The organism is Streptomyces sp. NPDC001002, from assembly GCF_053599215.1.
In genome coordinates this window covers 1-14,973 of the sequence record NZ_JBSFLV010000200.1, presented here as the reverse complement: position 1 = coordinate 14,973, position 14,973 = coordinate 1, and the positions used below count along the sequence as shown (strand labels likewise).

Sequence of the window (14,973 nt, the reverse complement as noted above, 5' to 3'; positions counted from 1 at the left end):
CGGGCACTTCTTGCCGCCGGCGTCCGCGGTGTGGGGCGGGGACGGCTTCCCCATCGGGGTGTGGGCGGCTGCTTGGCGTGGGTTCACTCGCCCTCCGGCCGCTTGTGGGTGAATGCTCCGGACGGGCCCATGACAGGAGACGAACCCGATGCACATGTTCCTCACGCTCGTGAGCGGCATCGCCTGGACGATCGTGTACATCGACGCGAGCCGGACAGGGCTGCGGGACCGCACCTACGCCATTCCGGCCGTGGCCCTGGGGCTCAACTTCGCCTGGGAGTGGACATATGCGGTGCGCGGCCTGGCCGTCGACCCGTCGGCGCAGGCAGTCGTCAATCTGGTGTGGGGCCTCGCGGACGTCGTGATCGTCTATACGTTCTTCCGGTACGGGCGGGCCGAGTTCCCGGCCTTCGTCACACGCTGGATGTTCGTCGGCTGGGGCGTGGTGCTGTTCGCCATGTCGTTCGCCGTGCAGTGGCTGTTCCTGGCGAAGTTCGGCGCGGACGACGGGGCCGCGTACTCGGCGTTCCTCCAGAACCTGCTGATGTCGGGCCTGTTCATCGCCATGTTTGTCGCCCGGCGCGGACTGCGCGGGCAGTCGGTGACGATCGCCGTCGCCAAGTGGCTCGGCACCCTCGCCCCCACGATCCTCTTCGGCGCCCTGAAGGACAGCGGCTTCATCCTCGGCCTCGGCATCATGTGCGGCGTGCTCGACCTCGCGTACATCTGGCTGTGCGTACGGGCGAAGCGGGACGGCGAGGCGTTCACCGCCCCGGCCGCCTCGGAGTCAACCGCCCCCGTCCGTCCGTCAGTTGCGGCGGAACAGCCGTCGTAGCGCGAAGGCGGCCGCCACCACGGCCACGGCCACCACGCCGACCTTGAGCTTGCCGTCCGTGCCGGAGCCGTCGTCGCCGCTCGCCGAAGTCCCGCCCCCGGACGGCGACTTGGACGAGCCGGACGAAGAGCCGCCGGGCGCGTTCTCCGCCTGGACCGAGCTGTCGGAACCCTCGCTGCCGTAGAGGAGCTTGGTGCCGTCGTCGGTGTAGGTGATGGACTCGCCCTGGCCCTGGAGGGGCACGTTCAGGCGGCCCGCGCGCTTGATCTTCCCGCCGTTCCAGTCGTAGTAGATGCCGCCGAAGTAGCCGCGTACGGCGAGCTGTCGGCCGTTCGGGGAGATGGCCGCGTCGGTGGCCCAGAGGTCGACCGTGGCGACGGGCTTGAAGATGTTGGTGCCGGAGGCGGAGAGCTTGGCGGGGCCCTCGTACAGGTGCCCGCCGTCCTCGTTCTTGTCGATGATGTACGCGCGCCCGGTCTTCGGGTCGACGACGAGCGACTCGGCGTTGCGGGGCCCGTCCGAGTACTTCACCACGTACTGCGTGGCCCGGAGGGTCTGGTCCTTGAGCACCTTCGGCTCGGGCAGTTGATAGATCCACACGTACGGCCAGGTGCCGCCGAGGTTGTCGCCGATGTCGCCGACGTAGATCTGGTTGTCGGGCCCGATGGAGATCGCCTCGACGTCACGCGGCGAGCCGATCCCGGTGAGGGTGAGCCGGGCGACGGTCTCGCCGGTGGCGCTGTCGACGGCGTAGAGGTAGGGCCCGTCGTCGCTGTCGTTGTGGGTCCAGTAGATGCCGGGGTGCAGGCGGGAGGCGGCGAGACCGCTGGACTCGGTGATGCGGGAGTCCTTGATGGTGAACCCCTTGTCACCGTCGGCGGCGGAGGCGGGCAGTGCGAAGGCCCCCACGAGCAGGACCCCGGCGATGAGGGCGAACGGTCGACGCATGCCCCAAGCCTGCCATCCCGCGCCCGCGTTCCGACGGGGTGTCGGGGCTCGGCGGGTACCGAGCCGCGCCGAGGTGGCAGGCCTCACACCCCACCCGGCCCTCCGGCCGCCGTCGATCGTCCATCATGAGCGGATGCTCAGGTTCATGCCCGTCGGCGACTCCCAGACGATCGGAAGCGCCGGCGAACACACATGGCGTTACCGGATGTGGCAACACCTGCGCGACACGTACGGCGGCCCGTTCACGCTGGTCGGCCCGCGCGAGACGCTCTACGACAAGGCGACGGACACGCCGACCTCGTACGAGTACGCCGACCCGGACTTCCCCCGCGCCCACCTGGCCGGCTGGGGCGAGGGCTGGCTGCACATGGCCCCGCTGATCGGCGAGGCGGTACGCGGCTGCCGGGCCGACGTCCTCCTCGTCGCCCTCGGCCTGATCGACCTGGGCTTCTACACGAACGCGCGGCAGACCGCCGACAACCTGCGGGCCTTCGTGGCCGAGGCCCGCGCCGCGAAGCCGTCCGTCCGCATGGTGTTCCTGCCGGTGATCCCGAACATCCGGGCCCGGACGGAGGCCCCCTTCGCCGCCGAGGTCACCCTCTTCAACGAACTCCAGGCGAAGGCCGTCGCCGACCTCGACGACCCACGCTCCCCCCTCCTCCTGGCCTCCCTCCCGGAGTCGTACGACGTCAACCACGACACCTACGACGGCACCCACCCGAACGCGTCCGGCGAACACAAGATCGCGGCGGCGTTCGCGGGGGCGATGCATCAGGCGTGGGGGTGGGGGGAGGAGTACTACGAGGATGACGACGGGGAGGGCGGCGACGGTGGCGCCTTTGACTTCGACGCGGTGACCTCGGCCGGCAGCCGATAGCGGGCGACCCACTCCTGATTGAGCCGGTCGGCCTGGCGCCGGTGACTGGGGGTGATCTGCCGTCCGGTCGGCAGGGCGAGCAGGAGGAAGTCGAGGACACCGTGCGTGACGGCGTGCGGGTCGGCGGAGAGGTCCTCGTACCGGATGCGGTGCGGGTGGATGTCGTAGGCCTCGAACCAGCGCTCCCAACCAGCGTTGTGCTCCTCGATCGTGCGCAGGATGCGGGTGAGGGCGGCGCGGTCGAAGCGGGGGCGCGCGCCGGCGTCACTCCCGCCTCCGCCGATCTCGCCCTTCCCGCCGACGAACCAGACCCCGGTCTGCTCGGCCCTCAGCCATGAGACGGCTTGGGCGAGGATGTCGTCCCGGTGCAGATACACGAACCGGATCCGCGTCCCGAACTCCCGCTCCAGCAGGCCCAGTTCGTCCCCGGCGAGGTCAGGGTGCAGTCGTGCGAGCCGGGTTGTGAGTTCGGCGTGCGTCCCCCACATGAGCTTGGCCCCGAAGACCCCGTTGCCGGTTCGGCCCTCGCGCAGCGCCGCCCGTACGAACTCCTCGTAATCCAGGGCCTCTTGGGGGGTATGGGCCACCCCCCACCGCTCCGACCACGCCGCCTCGTCCGGCGACCGGAAATAGGCCTGCGGGTGCCCGGCGACCCCGGTGGAGTCGAGCAGGCCGAGGAGGAGGGAACTGCCGGTTCGGGGGGTGGCGCAGATGAAGTACGTGTCCGCGTCCGCGTTCGTCGGCTTGGTCACGGCGACCAGGGTCCAGGGCGGGGGCGTGGGCGGCAACCGAATAAGGACGGTGACGATGGCGTGATCACTACGTATCACGGTCACCGTGCGTATCGTTGTACTGCGCGGCTGCACCCGTCCGTGGGGCAGCCGGGGAGGAGCGCCAGAATGACCGTCCTTGCAGACAGGATCGCGATGGCCGACGCCGACGCCAACACCAAGCGCTTGGACGAGTGGTTCGAGCGACTTGAGCGGATGCCCGTCCCCGAAGGATTCAGGGTCGAGATCGTCGGGGGCAACGTCTTCATGACACCGCAGCGGGACACACATTGGGAGATCATCCGCGAGTTCCTGTGGGCCATCGAGGACAGGTTCGGGAGGGAGGTCAAGGTGTTCTCGGACGTCCGCATCGACTTCCCCGGACACGAGAATGGCTTCTGCCCGGACATCGCCATGCTCAAGAACGGGGCGAAGCCCGACGACACGGGCCACTGGCGCTACCAGGACGTGCAGTTCGTCGCGGAGGTCATCTCCAAAGGCACGGCCGACAACGACTACGTCCCCAAGAGGCTCGCGTACGCGGAGGCCGAGGTCCCCCTCTATGTCATCGCCGATCCCTACCAGGGTCGGTGTCACATCTACACCGACCCTAAGAGCGGCGACTACGACGACCCGGTACGCGTAAACTTCGGCACCGACGTGGACCTGACCGGCACGGTGCTCGACCTCGTCCTCAAGACCACCGACTTCCCCCGCGACTGACCCCCCTTGCATAGAGGGCACTCGAAGTCGTTGGCTAGGTACTCATGAAGTACACGCAGCTCGGACGCACAGGCCTCAAGGTCAGCCGACTGGTCCTCGGCACGATGAACTTCGGACCGCAGACGAACGAGGCGGACAGCCACGCGATCATGGACGCGGCGCTGGACGCGGGCATCAACTTCTTCGACACCGCCAATGTCTACGGCTGGGGTGAGAACAAGGGCCGTACCGAGGAGATCATCGGCAACTGGTTCGCCAAGAGCCCCGATCACCGCGACAAGACGGTCATCGCCACCAAGGTCTACGGCAACATGGCCGCGGACGGCGAGGCCTGGCCCAACCACGACAAGCTCTCCGCCGTGAACATCCGGCGCGCGGTCGACGCCAGCCTCAAGCGGCTGCAGACCGACTACATCGACATCTACCAGTTCCACCACATCGACCGGGCCACGCCCTTCGAGGAGATCTGGCAGGCGATCGACACCCTCATCCAGCAGGGCAAGATCCTCTACGTCGGGTCCTCCAACTTCCCCGGTTACAAGATCGCCCAGGCGAACGAGATCGCGGCCCGCCGCGGTGGCACCATCGGGCTCGTCAGCGAGCAGTGCCTCTACAACCTCGCCGAGCGCCGCGCCGAGATGGAGGTCATCCCGGCCGCGCAGGAGTACGGCCTCGGGGTCATCCCCTGGTCGCCGCTCCAGGGCGGGGTGCTGGGCGGGGTCATCAAGAAGGAGGTCCAGGGTGGCCGCCGCGCCTCCGGCCGGGCCGCCGACACCCTCGCCAACCCCACCTCGCGCGCCCAGATCCAGGCGTACGAGGATCTGCTCGACAAGCACGGGATCGAGCCCGGCGAGGCCGCCCTGGCCTGGCTGCTCACCCGCCCCGGAGTGACCGGCCCGATCGTCGGCCCGCGCACCGCCGAGCAGCTGGAGTCCGCGCTGCGGGCCGTGGAGCTGGAGCTGAGCGAGGAGGTCCTCGCCTCACTGGACGAGATCTTCCCGGGCCCGGGCCCGTCCCCGGAGGCCTTCGCCTGGTAGACGCCGTAAGGGCAGACGCCCCGTCTTTCAGGGGCGCGGGGCTGTGACATGTGCGGCTCCGCCGCGTGGGCGCGACCAGGTCCCGCCCGGCGGAGTCGCACGGCGAGGCGCAGTCCCCCACGCCTCCGCCCTCACTTACCGAGCGCGGCGGCAAGCCCGACAACGACGAACAACAGCACAAGCACACCGGCCATGATCCGGTTCCGGGTTTTGGGGTCCACGCGTCGAGCCTAACCGTCCGCCCCGAGCGCCCAGCGGGCGACCGCCTCGTACCGGGGTTCCGCCCCCACCCCCACGCCGGGCAGGTTGCTGCGTACCAGGACCAGCTCCGCCGCCGTCCACGCGTCGCCCGTGAAGCCGTCGAGCCGCTCCAGGTACGGGCGTGCGTCCACCGCCTCCCGGCTCCGGGCCACGGTCAGGTGGGCGCGATAGCGCCGGTGCTCCCGCATCTCCACCCCGGCCTCCCGGGCCGCGCCCTCGCAGCGCTCGGCCAGCAGCCGCAGCGCCGCCAACTCCCCTTCCGCGCCTGCCCACAACGCCCGCCCGTCCCCGAACTGCCCGCCCCCGCGCACCGCGAGGCCGAACGGCTCGCTCTCCCGCGCCACCCGCTCCAGCCGGGCCGACAGTTCCGGTACGACGTCGTCATCGACCTCGCCGTAGAAGGCGAGCGTGTAGTGCCAGCCGGGGCGGTCGGTCCAGCGCAGGCCGTCCGCCCCGGGCAGCCGCCTCAACTCGTCCACCACGGAACCGAGTTCGGCCAGCGCCCGGTCCGGTGGCAACAGCGCCGCGAAGAGTCTCATGGCGTCACCCTTCCAGGGAATGGATCACCGGGCCACCGTCCCCCACGATGGAGGGACGCGCCGTCGACCGGGGGGACGACCAGGGGTGATCCACGCGATGGCCGTCGTGGGGGTGTGGGACGCCCGGTCGAAGGCCCACGAGAACACGTACACGGAGACCAACGCGCTGCTGCAGATCGCCTGGTACAGCCGCACGCTCCCGCAGCCCGACCGGGAGCGGCTCGGCGCACTGGCCGAGCAGTACACGCACACGGTGATCCACCAGGAGTGGCCGCTGCTGGGCGAGCAGCGGGCCGCTCCGGCGGCCTGGCGGCAGTTCACCGAGATCAGGGAGAGCGTCAACACCCAGCAGCCGACGACCGGCGCCGATCAGGTCCGGTACCAGGGCGCGTTGGAGGCCGTCGCCCAGCTCGGCGACGCGCGCCGGGAGCGCGTCAACGAGGCCGCCACCGCCGGTGTGCCGCGGCTGCTGTGGGTGGCGCTGCTCCTCGGCGCCCTCGTCACCGTCGGGTTCGTCTACCTCTTCGGCATGGACAGCCTGCGCGCCCACGCGGGCGTCGTCTTCTCCCTGGCCTTCACCGTGGGCGTGATGCTGCTCATCGTCTACGAGTTCAACTACCCCTTCAGCGGCCCCCTGAGAGTCGCCCCGACCGCCTTCAGACTCGCCCTGGAACGGATGAGAGCCGTCACCTAGCCTGCCCCCATGACGCACCCGGAGATCAGCATCAGAGCCGGCGGGCCCGACGACATCCCCGCGATCCTCGGCATGTTCGACAGCGCCATGGAGTGGCTCGTCGCGCAGGGGCGGACCGGGCAGTGGGGCAGCGCGCCCTGGTCGCAGAGGCCGAAGACCGTGGAGCTGGTGACCGGTTACGTCACCCGGGGCGCGTCCTTCGTCGCCGAACTGGACGGCGTACCGGCGGGGACCCTGAGCCTCACCGACGGTCCCGGGACGTATCTGCCGCACGCCGACGAACCCGAGCGGTACGTCCATCTCCTCGGCTCCCACCGCCGGTTCAAGGGCCGGGGCGTCGGCGCGGCCCTGCTGGCGCACGCCGTCGAGGAGACCCGGCGGGCCGGCGTCTCGCTGCTGCGCGTGGACTGTTACGCGGGCGACGACGGCAAGCTCGTCCGCTACTACGAGAGCAACGGCTTCACCCGCACCGAGGCCTTCACGGGCACGGACGACTGGCCGGGACAGATCCTGGCCCGGAGGGTGTAGCGCCAACCCCCGGGCCAGGGACGGCCGTCAGGCCACCGCGGCCAGCTTCTCCTGCTGCTCACGCGGCTCGAAGCGGACGTGCGGGTGGCCTCGGTTCCAGCCGACGGACAGGCGGAGGTTGCCCACCCGGGCGAGGACCAGGCCGATCGTCACGGCCGCGAGGGCCGAGATCGCGCCGCCCACCGCGAGGCCCGCGCGGACGCCGTACGCGTCCGTGACCCAGCCGGCGATCGGCGCTCCCACCGGGGAGCCGCCGAGGAAGACCATCATGTAGAGGGCGAGGACGCGGCCGCGCATGGCCGGGTCGGTGCTCATCTGGATGCTGGTGTTCGCGGTGACGTTGACCGTCATGCCGAACATGCCGATCGGGGCCATGAGGAGCGCGAAGAGCCAGAGGCTGGGCGCGCCCGCCGCGGCGAGTTCCATCGCGCCGAAGGCGACCGCGGCCGCGATCATCACCCGCATCTTGGCCGTGCCGCGCCGGGCCGCGAGCAGCGCGCCGCCCAGCGAGCCGACCGCCATCAGCGTGTTGAAGAGGCTGTAGGAGCCGGCGCCCGCGTGGAAGACGTCGTCCGCGAAGGCCGAGAGGTAGACCGGGAAGTTGAAGCCGAAGGTGCCGATGAAACCGACCAGCACGATGGTCCACATCAGGTCGGGGCGTCCGGCGACGTACTGGAGTCCTTCGCGCAGCTGGCCCTTGGCGCGCGGGGCGCGCTCGACGACGTGCAGTTCGCGGGCCTTCATCAGGAGCAGTCCGGTGAGGGGCGCGATGAAGGACAGGCCGTTGAAGAGGAACGCCCAGCCGGTGCCGACGCCGGTGATCATCAGGCCCGCGACGGCAGGGCCGACCAGACGGGCGGACTGGAAGTTGGCGGAGTTCAGGCTGACCGCGTTCTGCAGCTGGTCCGGGCCGACCATCTCGGAGACGAAGGACTGGCGGGCCGGATTGTCCATGACCGTGGCAAGGCCCGCGGCGAAGGCGGCGAGGTAGACGTGCCAGACCTGGACGTGCCCGGAGAGGGTGAGGGCGGCGAGCGCGAGGCCGATGAGGCCCATCGAGGACTGCGTGAACAGCAGCGTGCGGCGCTTGGGCAGCCGGTCGACGAGGACACCGCCGTAGAGACCGAAGAGCAGCATCGGCAGGAACTGCAGGGCCGTGGTGACGCCGACGGCGGTCGCGGAGCCGGTGAGGCTGAGGACCAGCCAGTCCTGGGCGATGCGCTGCATCCAGGTGCCGATGTTCGAGACGACCTGGCCGGCGAAGAACAGCCGGTAGTTCCTGACCTTCAGGGAGGAGAACATCGACGACTTCGAGGACTTCGAAGACCCCGGCGACTTCGGGGGCTGCGGGGACTTGGCCGAGGCCTGGTCAGGAGTGGGCGGGGAGTCGTGGGTGGACGGTGCGGGGGCGGAGTCTGCTCCGGGTCCCGTACTCAAAAGGGTCGCCTCCTTGTTGGCACTGCTTACAGGTGTGCGAGCTTCTCCAGCACGGGGGCGGCGGCGCGGAGTTTCGCCCACTCGTCCTCGTCGAGGTCGTCGACCAGGGTGGCCAGGAAGGCGTTGCGCTTGGCGCGGCTCTCCTCAAGCATGGCCTCGGCCTGCTCGGTCTTGGTGACGACCTTCTGGCGCCGGTCCTCGGGGTGCGGCTCCAGCCGGACCAGTCCCTTGGCCTCCAGCAGCGCCACGATGCGGGTCATCGACGGCGGCTGGACGTGCTCCTTGCGGGCGAGCTCGCCCGGCGTGGCACTGCCGCAGTTCGACAGGGTGCCCAGCACCGACATCTCGGTGGGGCTCAGCGACTCGTCGACCCGTTGGTGCTTGAGTCGGCGGGACAGCCGCATGACAGCTGATCGAAGCGAGTTCACGGCGGCTGCGTCGTCGCCATGGGTGAGGTCCGGCATGTCCTTAGCGTAACTCATTACTCTAACTAAAGACCACCTGGGACACGCGGAATGCCCATGACCCTCGTCACCGAACCCTTCCGTCACCCATATGAGTGAGTCAGAACGGAAAAGCGACGCACGCCCCGCATCGCTCCCGCGACCCTCGTCTCCATGGGGACCAGTGTGCTCAGCCTGCGGATAGACGGGGAGCTGCTCGACCGGCTCCGGGACCATGCGGCCAAACGCGGAATGAGCGTCCAGGACTACGTGGTCCAGACGCTCATCCGCGACGACTTCGACGAGCGGTTCCAGACCGCGGTCGAGGAGACAGAGAAGTTCTACGGGGTTCCGTGAGCCGAGTTCACACGGCGGCCCGGGTCCGCGTGAACCGAGTTCACACGCGCCCCGCCGCCGACGCTCACGTCAGACCGAGCGCCGGCATCAGGTAGTAGAAGCCGAAGACCGCAGCGACCACATACATGGCCACCGGGATCTCGCGCCCGCGCCCGGCGACCAGCCGCAGGACCACGAAGGTGATGAAGCCCATCCCGATGCCGTTGGTGATCGAGTAGGTGAAGGGCATCATCACCATCGTGACGAAGGCCGGGATGGCGATCGTGTGGTCGGCCCAGTCGATCTCCTTGACCGAACCGGCCAGGATCAGGAAGCCCACCGCGAGCAGCGCCGGGGTGGCCGCCTGGGACGGGACCATCGTGGCCACCGGCGTCAGGAACAGCGCGACGGCGAAGAGCGCGCCCGTGACGACGTTGGCGAAACCGGTGCGCGCGCCCTCGCCGACGCCCGCCGTGGACTCCACGAAGCAGGTGGTCGCCGAGGAGGAGCTGGCGCCGCCCGCCGCGACCGCGATGCCGTCGACGAAGAGAACCTTGTTGATGCCGGGCATCTGACCCTCGGCGTCGGTCAGCTTCGCCTCGTCGGAGACGCCCATGATCGTGCCCATCGCGTCGAAGAAGCACGACAGCAGCACGGTGAAGACGAACAGGACGCCGGTCAGCACCCCGACCTTGTCGAAGCCGCCGAACAGGCTGAACTTCCCGATCAGGCCGAAGTCCGGGGTGGCGACCGGGTTGCCGGGCCACTTGGGGGTCGTCAGGCCCCAGGACGGGATCGTCGCGACCGCGTTGAGGATCACCGCGAGGACCGTCATCGCGACGATCGAGATCAGGATCGCGCCGGAGACCTTGCGGACGATCAGCGCGAGGGTGAGCAGCGCGCCGAGCACGAAGACCAGCACCGGCCAGCCGTTGAGGTGACCGTCGCCGCCGAGCTGGAGCGGGACGGTGGTCTGGGCGGCGTCCGGGATGCGGGAGACGAAGCCGGAGTCGACCAGGCCGATCAGCATGATGAACAGGCCGATACCGATGGCGATGGCCTTGCGCAGGCCGAACGGCACGGCGTTCATCACGCGCTCGCGCAGACCCGTGGCGACCAGCAGCATCACGACGAGGCCGGCCAGCACGACCATGCCCATGGCGTCCGGCCAGGACATCCGGGGCGCGAGCTGGAGCGCGACGACGGAGTTCACGCCGAGACCGGCGGCGAGCGCGATCGGTACGTTGCCGATGACGCCCATGAGCAGGGTGGTGAAGGCGGCCGTCACGGCCGTCGCGGTGACGAGCTGGCCGTTGTCCAGCTGGTGCCCGTACATGTCCTTCGCGCTGCCCAGGATGATCGGGTTCAGCACGATGATGTAGGCCATCGCGAAGAAGGTGGCGAAGCCGCCACGGATCTCGCGGGGCAGCGTGGAGCCGCGCTCGGAGATCTTGAAGTAGCGGTCGAGTGCGCCGGTGGTGCCGGTGGCCATTGGAGGTTCCTACGAGCAGAAGTGGACAAACGGAAAACGGTTTCAGTATGAACATATGAGGCTGCGTGCGCTATCTCCGCGCGTAGACCATTGCTCCGGTCGATCAGCCCGCCCCGCCTCGTAAGCTGTGCGCATGGCGAAGTGGACACCGACACACGAGGCGCCGGAGCCCCTGGAGGGCCCCGTGGTCGCCACCATCACCGGCGGCACGATCGTCTGGTTCGCCCTCTTCCTGGTCCAGCTCCCCTTCTACGGCTGGTTCGACGACCACGGGCACCTGTGGTGGCTGTGGACCTGCCTGGCCGGCGGCGGACTGGGCCTCATCGGCATCTGGTACGTCCGCGGCCGCGACGCGGCCCTCAAGCGGGCGGCGGCGGCCCAGGCGGAGGCCGGAGCAGGGGCCGCGTCGGACCCGGGGTCAGGGTCGGGCGTCTAGGCCCTACAACCACGGCACGACCCGGCTCCTCCCCAGGTCGGATCTTCCGCCCACTCGGCGGGTGAAGCCGCAAATCCGCACGTACCGTCGAAGGCATGACGCACATCGACGCCGGCGCCGAGCTCGACCCTGTGCACCCCGTACCCCTGCCGGAGACGGCGCGTGGGCTGAGCGCCGCCGAGGTCGCCGAGCGGGTGGCGCGCGGGCAGGTCAACGACGTTCCCGTCCGCAGCAGCCGGTCGTTGGGCGAGATCGTCAGGGCCAACGTCTTCACCCGGTTCAACGCGATCATCGGCGTGCTCTGGCTGATCATGCTGGCCGTCGCGCCCCTCCAGGACAGCCTGTTCGGCTACGTGATCCTCGCCAACACGGGCATCGGGATCGTGCAGGAGTGGCGGGCGAAGAAGACGCTCGACTCCCTCGCCGTGATCGGGGAGGCAAAGCCGACGGTACGGCGGGACGGGACCGCGGCCCAGGTCAGCACCTCGGAGATCGTGCTGGACGACCTGATCGAGATCGGGCCCGGCGACAAGGCGGTCGTCGACGGCGTGTGCGTCGAGGCCGACGGCCTGGAGATCGACGAGTCGCTGCTCACCGGTGAGGCCGACCCGGTGGTCAAGCGGCCCGGTGACCAGGTCATGTCGGGCAGTTTCGTGGTGGCCGGCGGCGGCGCGTTCCGCGCGACCAAGGTGGGCCGCGAGGCCTACGCCGCCCAACTCGCCGAAGAGGCCTCGCGGTTCACGCTCGTCCACTCCGAACTGCGCACCGGCATCTCCACGATCCTCAAGTACGTGACGTGGATGATGATCCCGACCGCGATCGGCCTGGTCATCAGCCAGCTGTTCGTGAAGGACAACGACCTCAAGGACTCGATCGCGCGGACCGTCGGCGGCATCGTGCCGATGGTCCCCGAGGGCCTGGTCCTGCTCACCTCCGTCGCCTTCGCGATAGGCGTCATCCGGCTTGGCCGGAAACAGTGCCTCGTGCAGGAGTTGCCCGCCATCGAGGGCCTCGCCCGCGTCGACACCGTCTGCCTCGACAAGACCGGCACCCTCACCGAGGGCGGCATGGACGTCACCGAACTCCGGCCCCTGCAAGGCGCGGACGAGGCGTACGTACGCAAAGTGCTCGGCGCCCTCGGCGAGTCCGACCCGCGCCCCAACGCCTCCCTCCAGGCCATCATCGACGCCTACCCGGACGCCGAGGACTGGCGCTGCACCCAGTCCCTTCCCTTCTCCTCGGCCCGCAAGTACAGCGGCGCCCGCTTCAGCGAGGGCGACGGCGAGACCAGTACGTGGCTGCTGGGCGCGCCGGACGTGCTGCTGGCCCCCGCCGACCCCGCCCTCGCGGAGACCGTGCGTCTGAACGAACAGGGCCTGCGCGTCCTGCTGTTGGCCCGGGTCACCGGCGACCTGGACGACCCCGAGGTGGCCCGCGGAGCCAAGCCCGCCGCCCTCGTCGTGCTGGAGCAGCGGCTGCGTCCCGACGCGGCCGACACCCTGCGCTACTTCGCCGAGCAGGACGTGCACGCCAAGGTCATCTCCGGCGACAACGCGGTCTCGGTGGGCGCGGTGGCCGCGAAGCTGGGCCTGACGGGAACGACGGTCGACGCCCGCCAACTCCCTTCCGCCCAGGAGGAGATGGCGGCGTCCCTGGACGAGGGCACGGTGTTCGGCCGGGTCACCCCACAACAAAAGCGGGACATGGTGGGCGCGTTGCAGTCACGCGGGCACACGGTCGCGATGACCGGCGACGGCGTGAACGACGTACTCGCGCTCAAGGACGCCGACATCGGCGTCGCGATGGGATCGGGCTCGGAGGCCACCCGGGCGGTCGCGCAGATCGTGCTGCTCAACAACAGCTTCGCGACGCTGCCTTCGGTGGTCGCGGAGGGGCGCCGGGTCATCGGCAACATCACGCGGGTGGCGACGCTGTTCCTGGTGAAGACGGTCTACTCGGTACTGCTGGCGATCCTGGTGGTCTGCTTCCAGGTCGAATACCCGTTCCTACCAAGGCACTTGACCCTGCTCTCCACCCTCACCATCGGCATCCCGGCCTTCTTCCTCGCCCTGGCCCCCAACAAGGAGCGGGCGAAACCGCACTTCGTACGGCGGGTGATGCGGTACTCGATCCCGGGCGGTGTGGTGGCCGGCGTGGCGACCTTCGTGACGTACATGATCGCCCGTCACCACTACACCGGTGAGGGGGCGTTGGACGCGGAGACCAGTGCGGCGACGCTCACGCTGTTCCTGATCTCGATGTGGGTGCTGGCCATCATCGCCCGCCCCTACACCTGGTGGCGGGTGACCCTGGTCGCCTCGATGGCCGCGGCCTTCGTCCTCGTCCTCGTCGTGCCCTGGCTCCAGCACTTCTTCGCGCTGAAGCTGGTGGGCGTGACGATGCCGTGGATCGCGGTCGGCATCTCGGCGGTGGCGGCGGTCGCCCTGGAGGTGGTGTGGAGGGTGGTCGACCGCCGCGCTGCCGTCTAACCAGGCTTACGTGACGTAGGCCTGCTTACTTCACGTCGACGTAGTCGCCCGTCGCGTTGACCGCCGGGGTCGTGGTGGTGCCCACGAAGGCGAAGCGGTAGTAGCCGTCGACCGTGGCCTTCGTGGTGGTCTTCAGGGTGCCCGTCGAGGTCGTCTTGATGCCCTTGACGTTGGTGTAGGTGCTGGAGTTCTTCTTGCGGAACTGCAGCGCGACCTTCTGGGTGGCGTAGCCGGCGTACTTGCCGGTCTCCCAGTTGGCGCGGGTGAGCTTGCCGGTGACCGTGATGGTCTTGCCCTTCTTGACCGGCTCGGGCGCGGCGTTGACCGTCAGCTTCGAGCTGCGCTGGACGAGGGTGGAGCCGAGGCCGCCCTGGTCGGAGGTGTCACCGGTGCTGTACTGCAGCGCGAGCGCGCCGGCCGACCACTTGCCGGCGTCGGAGTTGATCAGGTCGCCCTCGCCCGGGTAGACGTCGATCTTCCCGGAGCAGTTGGCGGTGGTGTCCGAGGTGACGGAGCAGGTCGCCGCCTTCTCGCCGAACAGCAGGTTGTCCGGGTTCGTGAAGGAGCCCTTGTAGAGGTAGGGGCCGTTGGCGAAGTCGTCCGACGTGAGGTCGTAGTTCGCGCCGTGGGTCAGCGTGTAGGTGACCGTGGTCGAGTAGTGGCCGGTGGTGCCGACCTTGACCGCCTTGGCGACCTTGAGGTTGGAGAAGGTGACGCCCAGGTCGGCCGCGGCCGCGTCGGCGGCGAGCGCGGACTTGGCGGAGCTCACGGACTGACCGGCGTGGGCCTTCGCGGCCTGCGCCTGCACGAACCAGGCGGAGTCGGCGGCGTGCGAGGCCGGCGCGGCGAAGGCGGAGAGGGCCAGGGCGCCGGTGACGGCGGCCACGGTGGCACGTATACGCATGTGTTCCCCAGGTGGAGAAAGAAAAAGTGAAGGTGGAGTCTCGTGACTCACCGGGTGAGATTCGCGAGGGGTGTGCCGGGTTGTACGGCCCCCGCGGATTTGGGATGAGGATTACGTGAGCGTGACATGAGCGAGACGGCCGCCCCCGGAAGGAACTCCGGGGGCGGGCCGGGCCCGGAACGGAGAGCAACCCGCAGAAAAAACATCAACCACAGTTTTAAAGG

At 69.4% G+C, this 14,973-nt stretch carries 16 protein-coding genes; 9 read left to right on the top strand and 7 right to left on the bottom strand.

Annotation, left to right across the window (positions count from 1 at the left end; translation table 11 throughout):
• The first annotated feature begins 148 nt into the window (after positions 1-148).
• Positions 149-835: a transmembrane-type terpene cyclase gene (locus ACWDR3_RS43865; protein ID WP_450358294.1), complete on the top strand. Its 687-nt coding sequence runs from the start codon at positions 149-151 to the stop codon at positions 833-835.
• Here the strand turns inward: ACWDR3_RS43865 and ACWDR3_RS43860 are convergent.
• A complete protein-coding gene (locus ACWDR3_RS43860) occupies positions 809-1,783 on the bottom strand; it encodes a WD40 repeat domain-containing protein (protein WP_450358293.1) in 975 nt (324 codons plus the stop codon). The two genes, ACWDR3_RS43865 and ACWDR3_RS43860, sit on opposite strands and share 27 nt — an antisense overlap.
• A 133-nt stretch (positions 1,784-1,916) precedes the next feature.
• On the opposite strand from ACWDR3_RS43860, the gene ACWDR3_RS43855 reads away from it, so the two are divergent.
• A complete protein-coding gene (locus tag ACWDR3_RS43855) occupies positions 1,917-2,660 on the top strand; it encodes an SGNH/GDSL hydrolase family protein (protein ID WP_450358292.1) in 744 nt (247 codons plus the stop codon).
• Here ACWDR3_RS43855 and ACWDR3_RS43850 read toward each other — a convergent pair.
• Positions 2,582-3,496, bottom strand: coding sequence for a Stf0 family sulfotransferase (locus tag ACWDR3_RS43850; RefSeq protein WP_450358291.1), 915 nt, complete (start codon positions 3,494-3,496; stop codon positions 2,582-2,584). The two genes, ACWDR3_RS43855 and ACWDR3_RS43850, sit on opposite strands and share 79 nt — an antisense overlap.
• A 63-nt stretch (positions 3,497-3,559) precedes the next feature.
• Between ACWDR3_RS43850 and ACWDR3_RS43845 the strand changes: the two genes are divergently transcribed.
• Positions 3,560-4,153, top strand: a complete 594-nt coding sequence (locus ACWDR3_RS43845; protein WP_450358290.1) for a Uma2 family endonuclease — start codon at positions 3,560-3,562, stop codon at positions 4,151-4,153.
• Positions 4,154-4,197: 44 nt separating this feature from the next.
• Positions 4,198-5,190 (top strand): aldo/keto reductase, encoded by a 993-nt coding sequence (locus tag ACWDR3_RS43840; protein WP_450358289.1) that lies wholly within the window; start codon positions 4,198-4,200, stop codon positions 5,188-5,190.
• 230 nt (positions 5,191-5,420) lie between these two features.
• Here the strand turns inward: ACWDR3_RS43840 and thpR are convergent, their stop codons facing one another.
• On the bottom strand, positions 5,421-5,990 hold the full coding sequence (gene thpR / locus ACWDR3_RS43835) for an RNA 2',3'-cyclic phosphodiesterase (protein WP_450358288.1): 570 nt from the start codon (positions 5,988-5,990) through the stop codon (positions 5,421-5,423).
• Positions 5,991-6,075: 85 nt separating this feature from the next.
• Here thpR and ACWDR3_RS43830 point away from each other — a divergent pair, with 85 nt between their 5' ends.
• Both ACWDR3_RS43830 and ACWDR3_RS43825 read left to right on the top strand, forming a co-directional pair.
• Complete coding sequence (locus ACWDR3_RS43830) at positions 6,076-6,684, top strand: bestrophin-like domain (RefSeq protein WP_450358287.1); 609 nt, start codon at positions 6,076-6,078, stop codon at positions 6,682-6,684.
• A 9-nt stretch (positions 6,685-6,693) separates the two neighbouring features.
• A complete protein-coding gene (locus ACWDR3_RS43825; protein ID WP_450358286.1) occupies positions 6,694-7,212 on the top strand; it encodes a GNAT family N-acetyltransferase in 519 nt (172 codons plus the stop codon).
• Positions 7,213-7,239: 27 nt separating this feature from the next.
• Here ACWDR3_RS43825 and ACWDR3_RS43820 read toward each other — a convergent pair whose 3' ends face one another.
• The gene (locus ACWDR3_RS43820; RefSeq protein ID WP_450358285.1) at positions 7,240-8,649 is read right to left on the bottom strand and encodes an MFS transporter; all 1,410 of its coding nucleotides are present in this window, start codon (positions 8,647-8,649) and stop codon (positions 7,240-7,242) included.
• A gap of 26 nt (positions 8,650-8,675) precedes the next feature.
• Positions 8,676-9,113, bottom strand: coding sequence for a MarR family winged helix-turn-helix transcriptional regulator (locus ACWDR3_RS43815; RefSeq protein ID WP_401715989.1), 438 nt, complete (start codon positions 9,111-9,113; stop codon positions 8,676-8,678).
• Between the two features lie 153 nt (positions 9,114-9,266).
• On the opposite strand from ACWDR3_RS43815, the gene ACWDR3_RS43810 reads away from it, so the two are divergent.
• Positions 9,267-9,449, top strand: a complete 183-nt coding sequence (locus ACWDR3_RS43810; RefSeq protein ID WP_124004047.1) for a ribbon-helix-helix protein, CopG family — start codon at positions 9,267-9,269, stop codon at positions 9,447-9,449.
• 64 nt (positions 9,450-9,513) lie between these two features.
• Here the strand turns inward: ACWDR3_RS43810 and ACWDR3_RS43805 are convergent, their stop codons facing one another.
• A complete protein-coding gene (locus ACWDR3_RS43805; RefSeq protein WP_450358284.1) occupies positions 9,514-10,920 on the bottom strand; it encodes an NCS2 family permease in 1,407 nt (468 codons plus the stop codon).
• A gap of 133 nt (positions 10,921-11,053) precedes the next feature.
• Here ACWDR3_RS43805 and ACWDR3_RS43800 point away from each other — a divergent pair, with 133 nt between their 5' ends.
• Both ACWDR3_RS43800 and ACWDR3_RS43795 read left to right on the top strand, forming a co-directional pair.
• Positions 11,054-11,356 carry a DUF2530 domain-containing protein gene (locus ACWDR3_RS43800; protein ID WP_450358283.1) on the top strand — a complete coding sequence of 101 codons (303 nt, stop codon included), beginning with the start codon at positions 11,054-11,056 and terminating at the stop codon, positions 11,354-11,356.
• Positions 11,357-11,451: 95 nt separating this feature from the next.
• A complete protein-coding gene (locus ACWDR3_RS43795) occupies positions 11,452-13,845 on the top strand; it encodes an HAD-IC family P-type ATPase (RefSeq protein ID WP_450358282.1) in 2,394 nt (797 codons plus the stop codon).
• A gap of 25 nt (positions 13,846-13,870) precedes the next feature.
• On the opposite strand, the gene ACWDR3_RS43790 is transcribed toward ACWDR3_RS43795, so the two are convergent.
• Positions 13,871-14,749 carry a hypothetical protein gene (locus ACWDR3_RS43790; protein ID WP_450358281.1) on the bottom strand — a complete coding sequence of 293 codons (879 nt, stop codon included), beginning with the start codon at positions 14,747-14,749 and terminating at the stop codon, positions 13,871-13,873.
• Positions 14,750-14,973 lie beyond the last annotated feature (224 nt).

Excerpts from the sequence above, each read along its gene's own strand:
- ACWDR3_RS43865 (WP_450358294.1), top strand. The coding sequence starts at position 149 with ATGCACATGTTCCTCACGCTCGTGAGCGGCATCGCCTGGACGATCGTG.
- ACWDR3_RS43860 (WP_450358293.1), bottom strand. The coding sequence starts at position 1,783 with ATGCGTCGACCGTTCGCCCTCATCGCCGGGGTCCTGCTCGTGGGGGCC.
- ACWDR3_RS43855 (WP_450358292.1), top strand. The coding sequence starts at position 1,917 with ATGCTCAGGTTCATGCCCGTCGGCGACTCCCAGACGATCGGAAGCGCC.
- ACWDR3_RS43845 (WP_450358290.1), top strand. The coding sequence starts at position 3,560 with ATGACCGTCCTTGCAGACAGGATCGCGATGGCCGACGCCGACGCCAAC.
- ACWDR3_RS43840 (WP_450358289.1), top strand. The coding sequence starts at position 4,198 with ATGAAGTACACGCAGCTCGGACGCACAGGCCTCAAGGTCAGCCGACTG.
- thpR (WP_450358288.1), bottom strand. The coding sequence starts at position 5,990 with ATGAGACTCTTCGCGGCGCTGTTGCCACCGGACCGGGCGCTGGCCGAA.
- ACWDR3_RS43825 (WP_450358286.1), top strand. The coding sequence starts at position 6,694 with ATGACGCACCCGGAGATCAGCATCAGAGCCGGCGGGCCCGACGACATC.
- ACWDR3_RS43815 (WP_401715989.1), bottom strand. The coding sequence starts at position 9,113 with ATGCCGGACCTCACCCATGGCGACGACGCAGCCGCCGTGAACTCGCTT.
- ACWDR3_RS43810 (WP_124004047.1), top strand. The coding sequence starts at position 9,267 with ATGGGGACCAGTGTGCTCAGCCTGCGGATAGACGGGGAGCTGCTCGAC.
- ACWDR3_RS43805 (WP_450358284.1), bottom strand. The coding sequence starts at position 10,920 with ATGGCCACCGGCACCACCGGCGCACTCGACCGCTACTTCAAGATCTCC.
- ACWDR3_RS43800 (WP_450358283.1), top strand. The coding sequence starts at position 11,054 with ATGGCGAAGTGGACACCGACACACGAGGCGCCGGAGCCCCTGGAGGGC.
- ACWDR3_RS43795 (WP_450358282.1), top strand. The coding sequence starts at position 11,452 with ATGACGCACATCGACGCCGGCGCCGAGCTCGACCCTGTGCACCCCGTA.
- ACWDR3_RS43790 (WP_450358281.1), bottom strand. The coding sequence starts at position 14,749 with ATGCGTATACGTGCCACCGTGGCCGCCGTCACCGGCGCCCTGGCCCTC.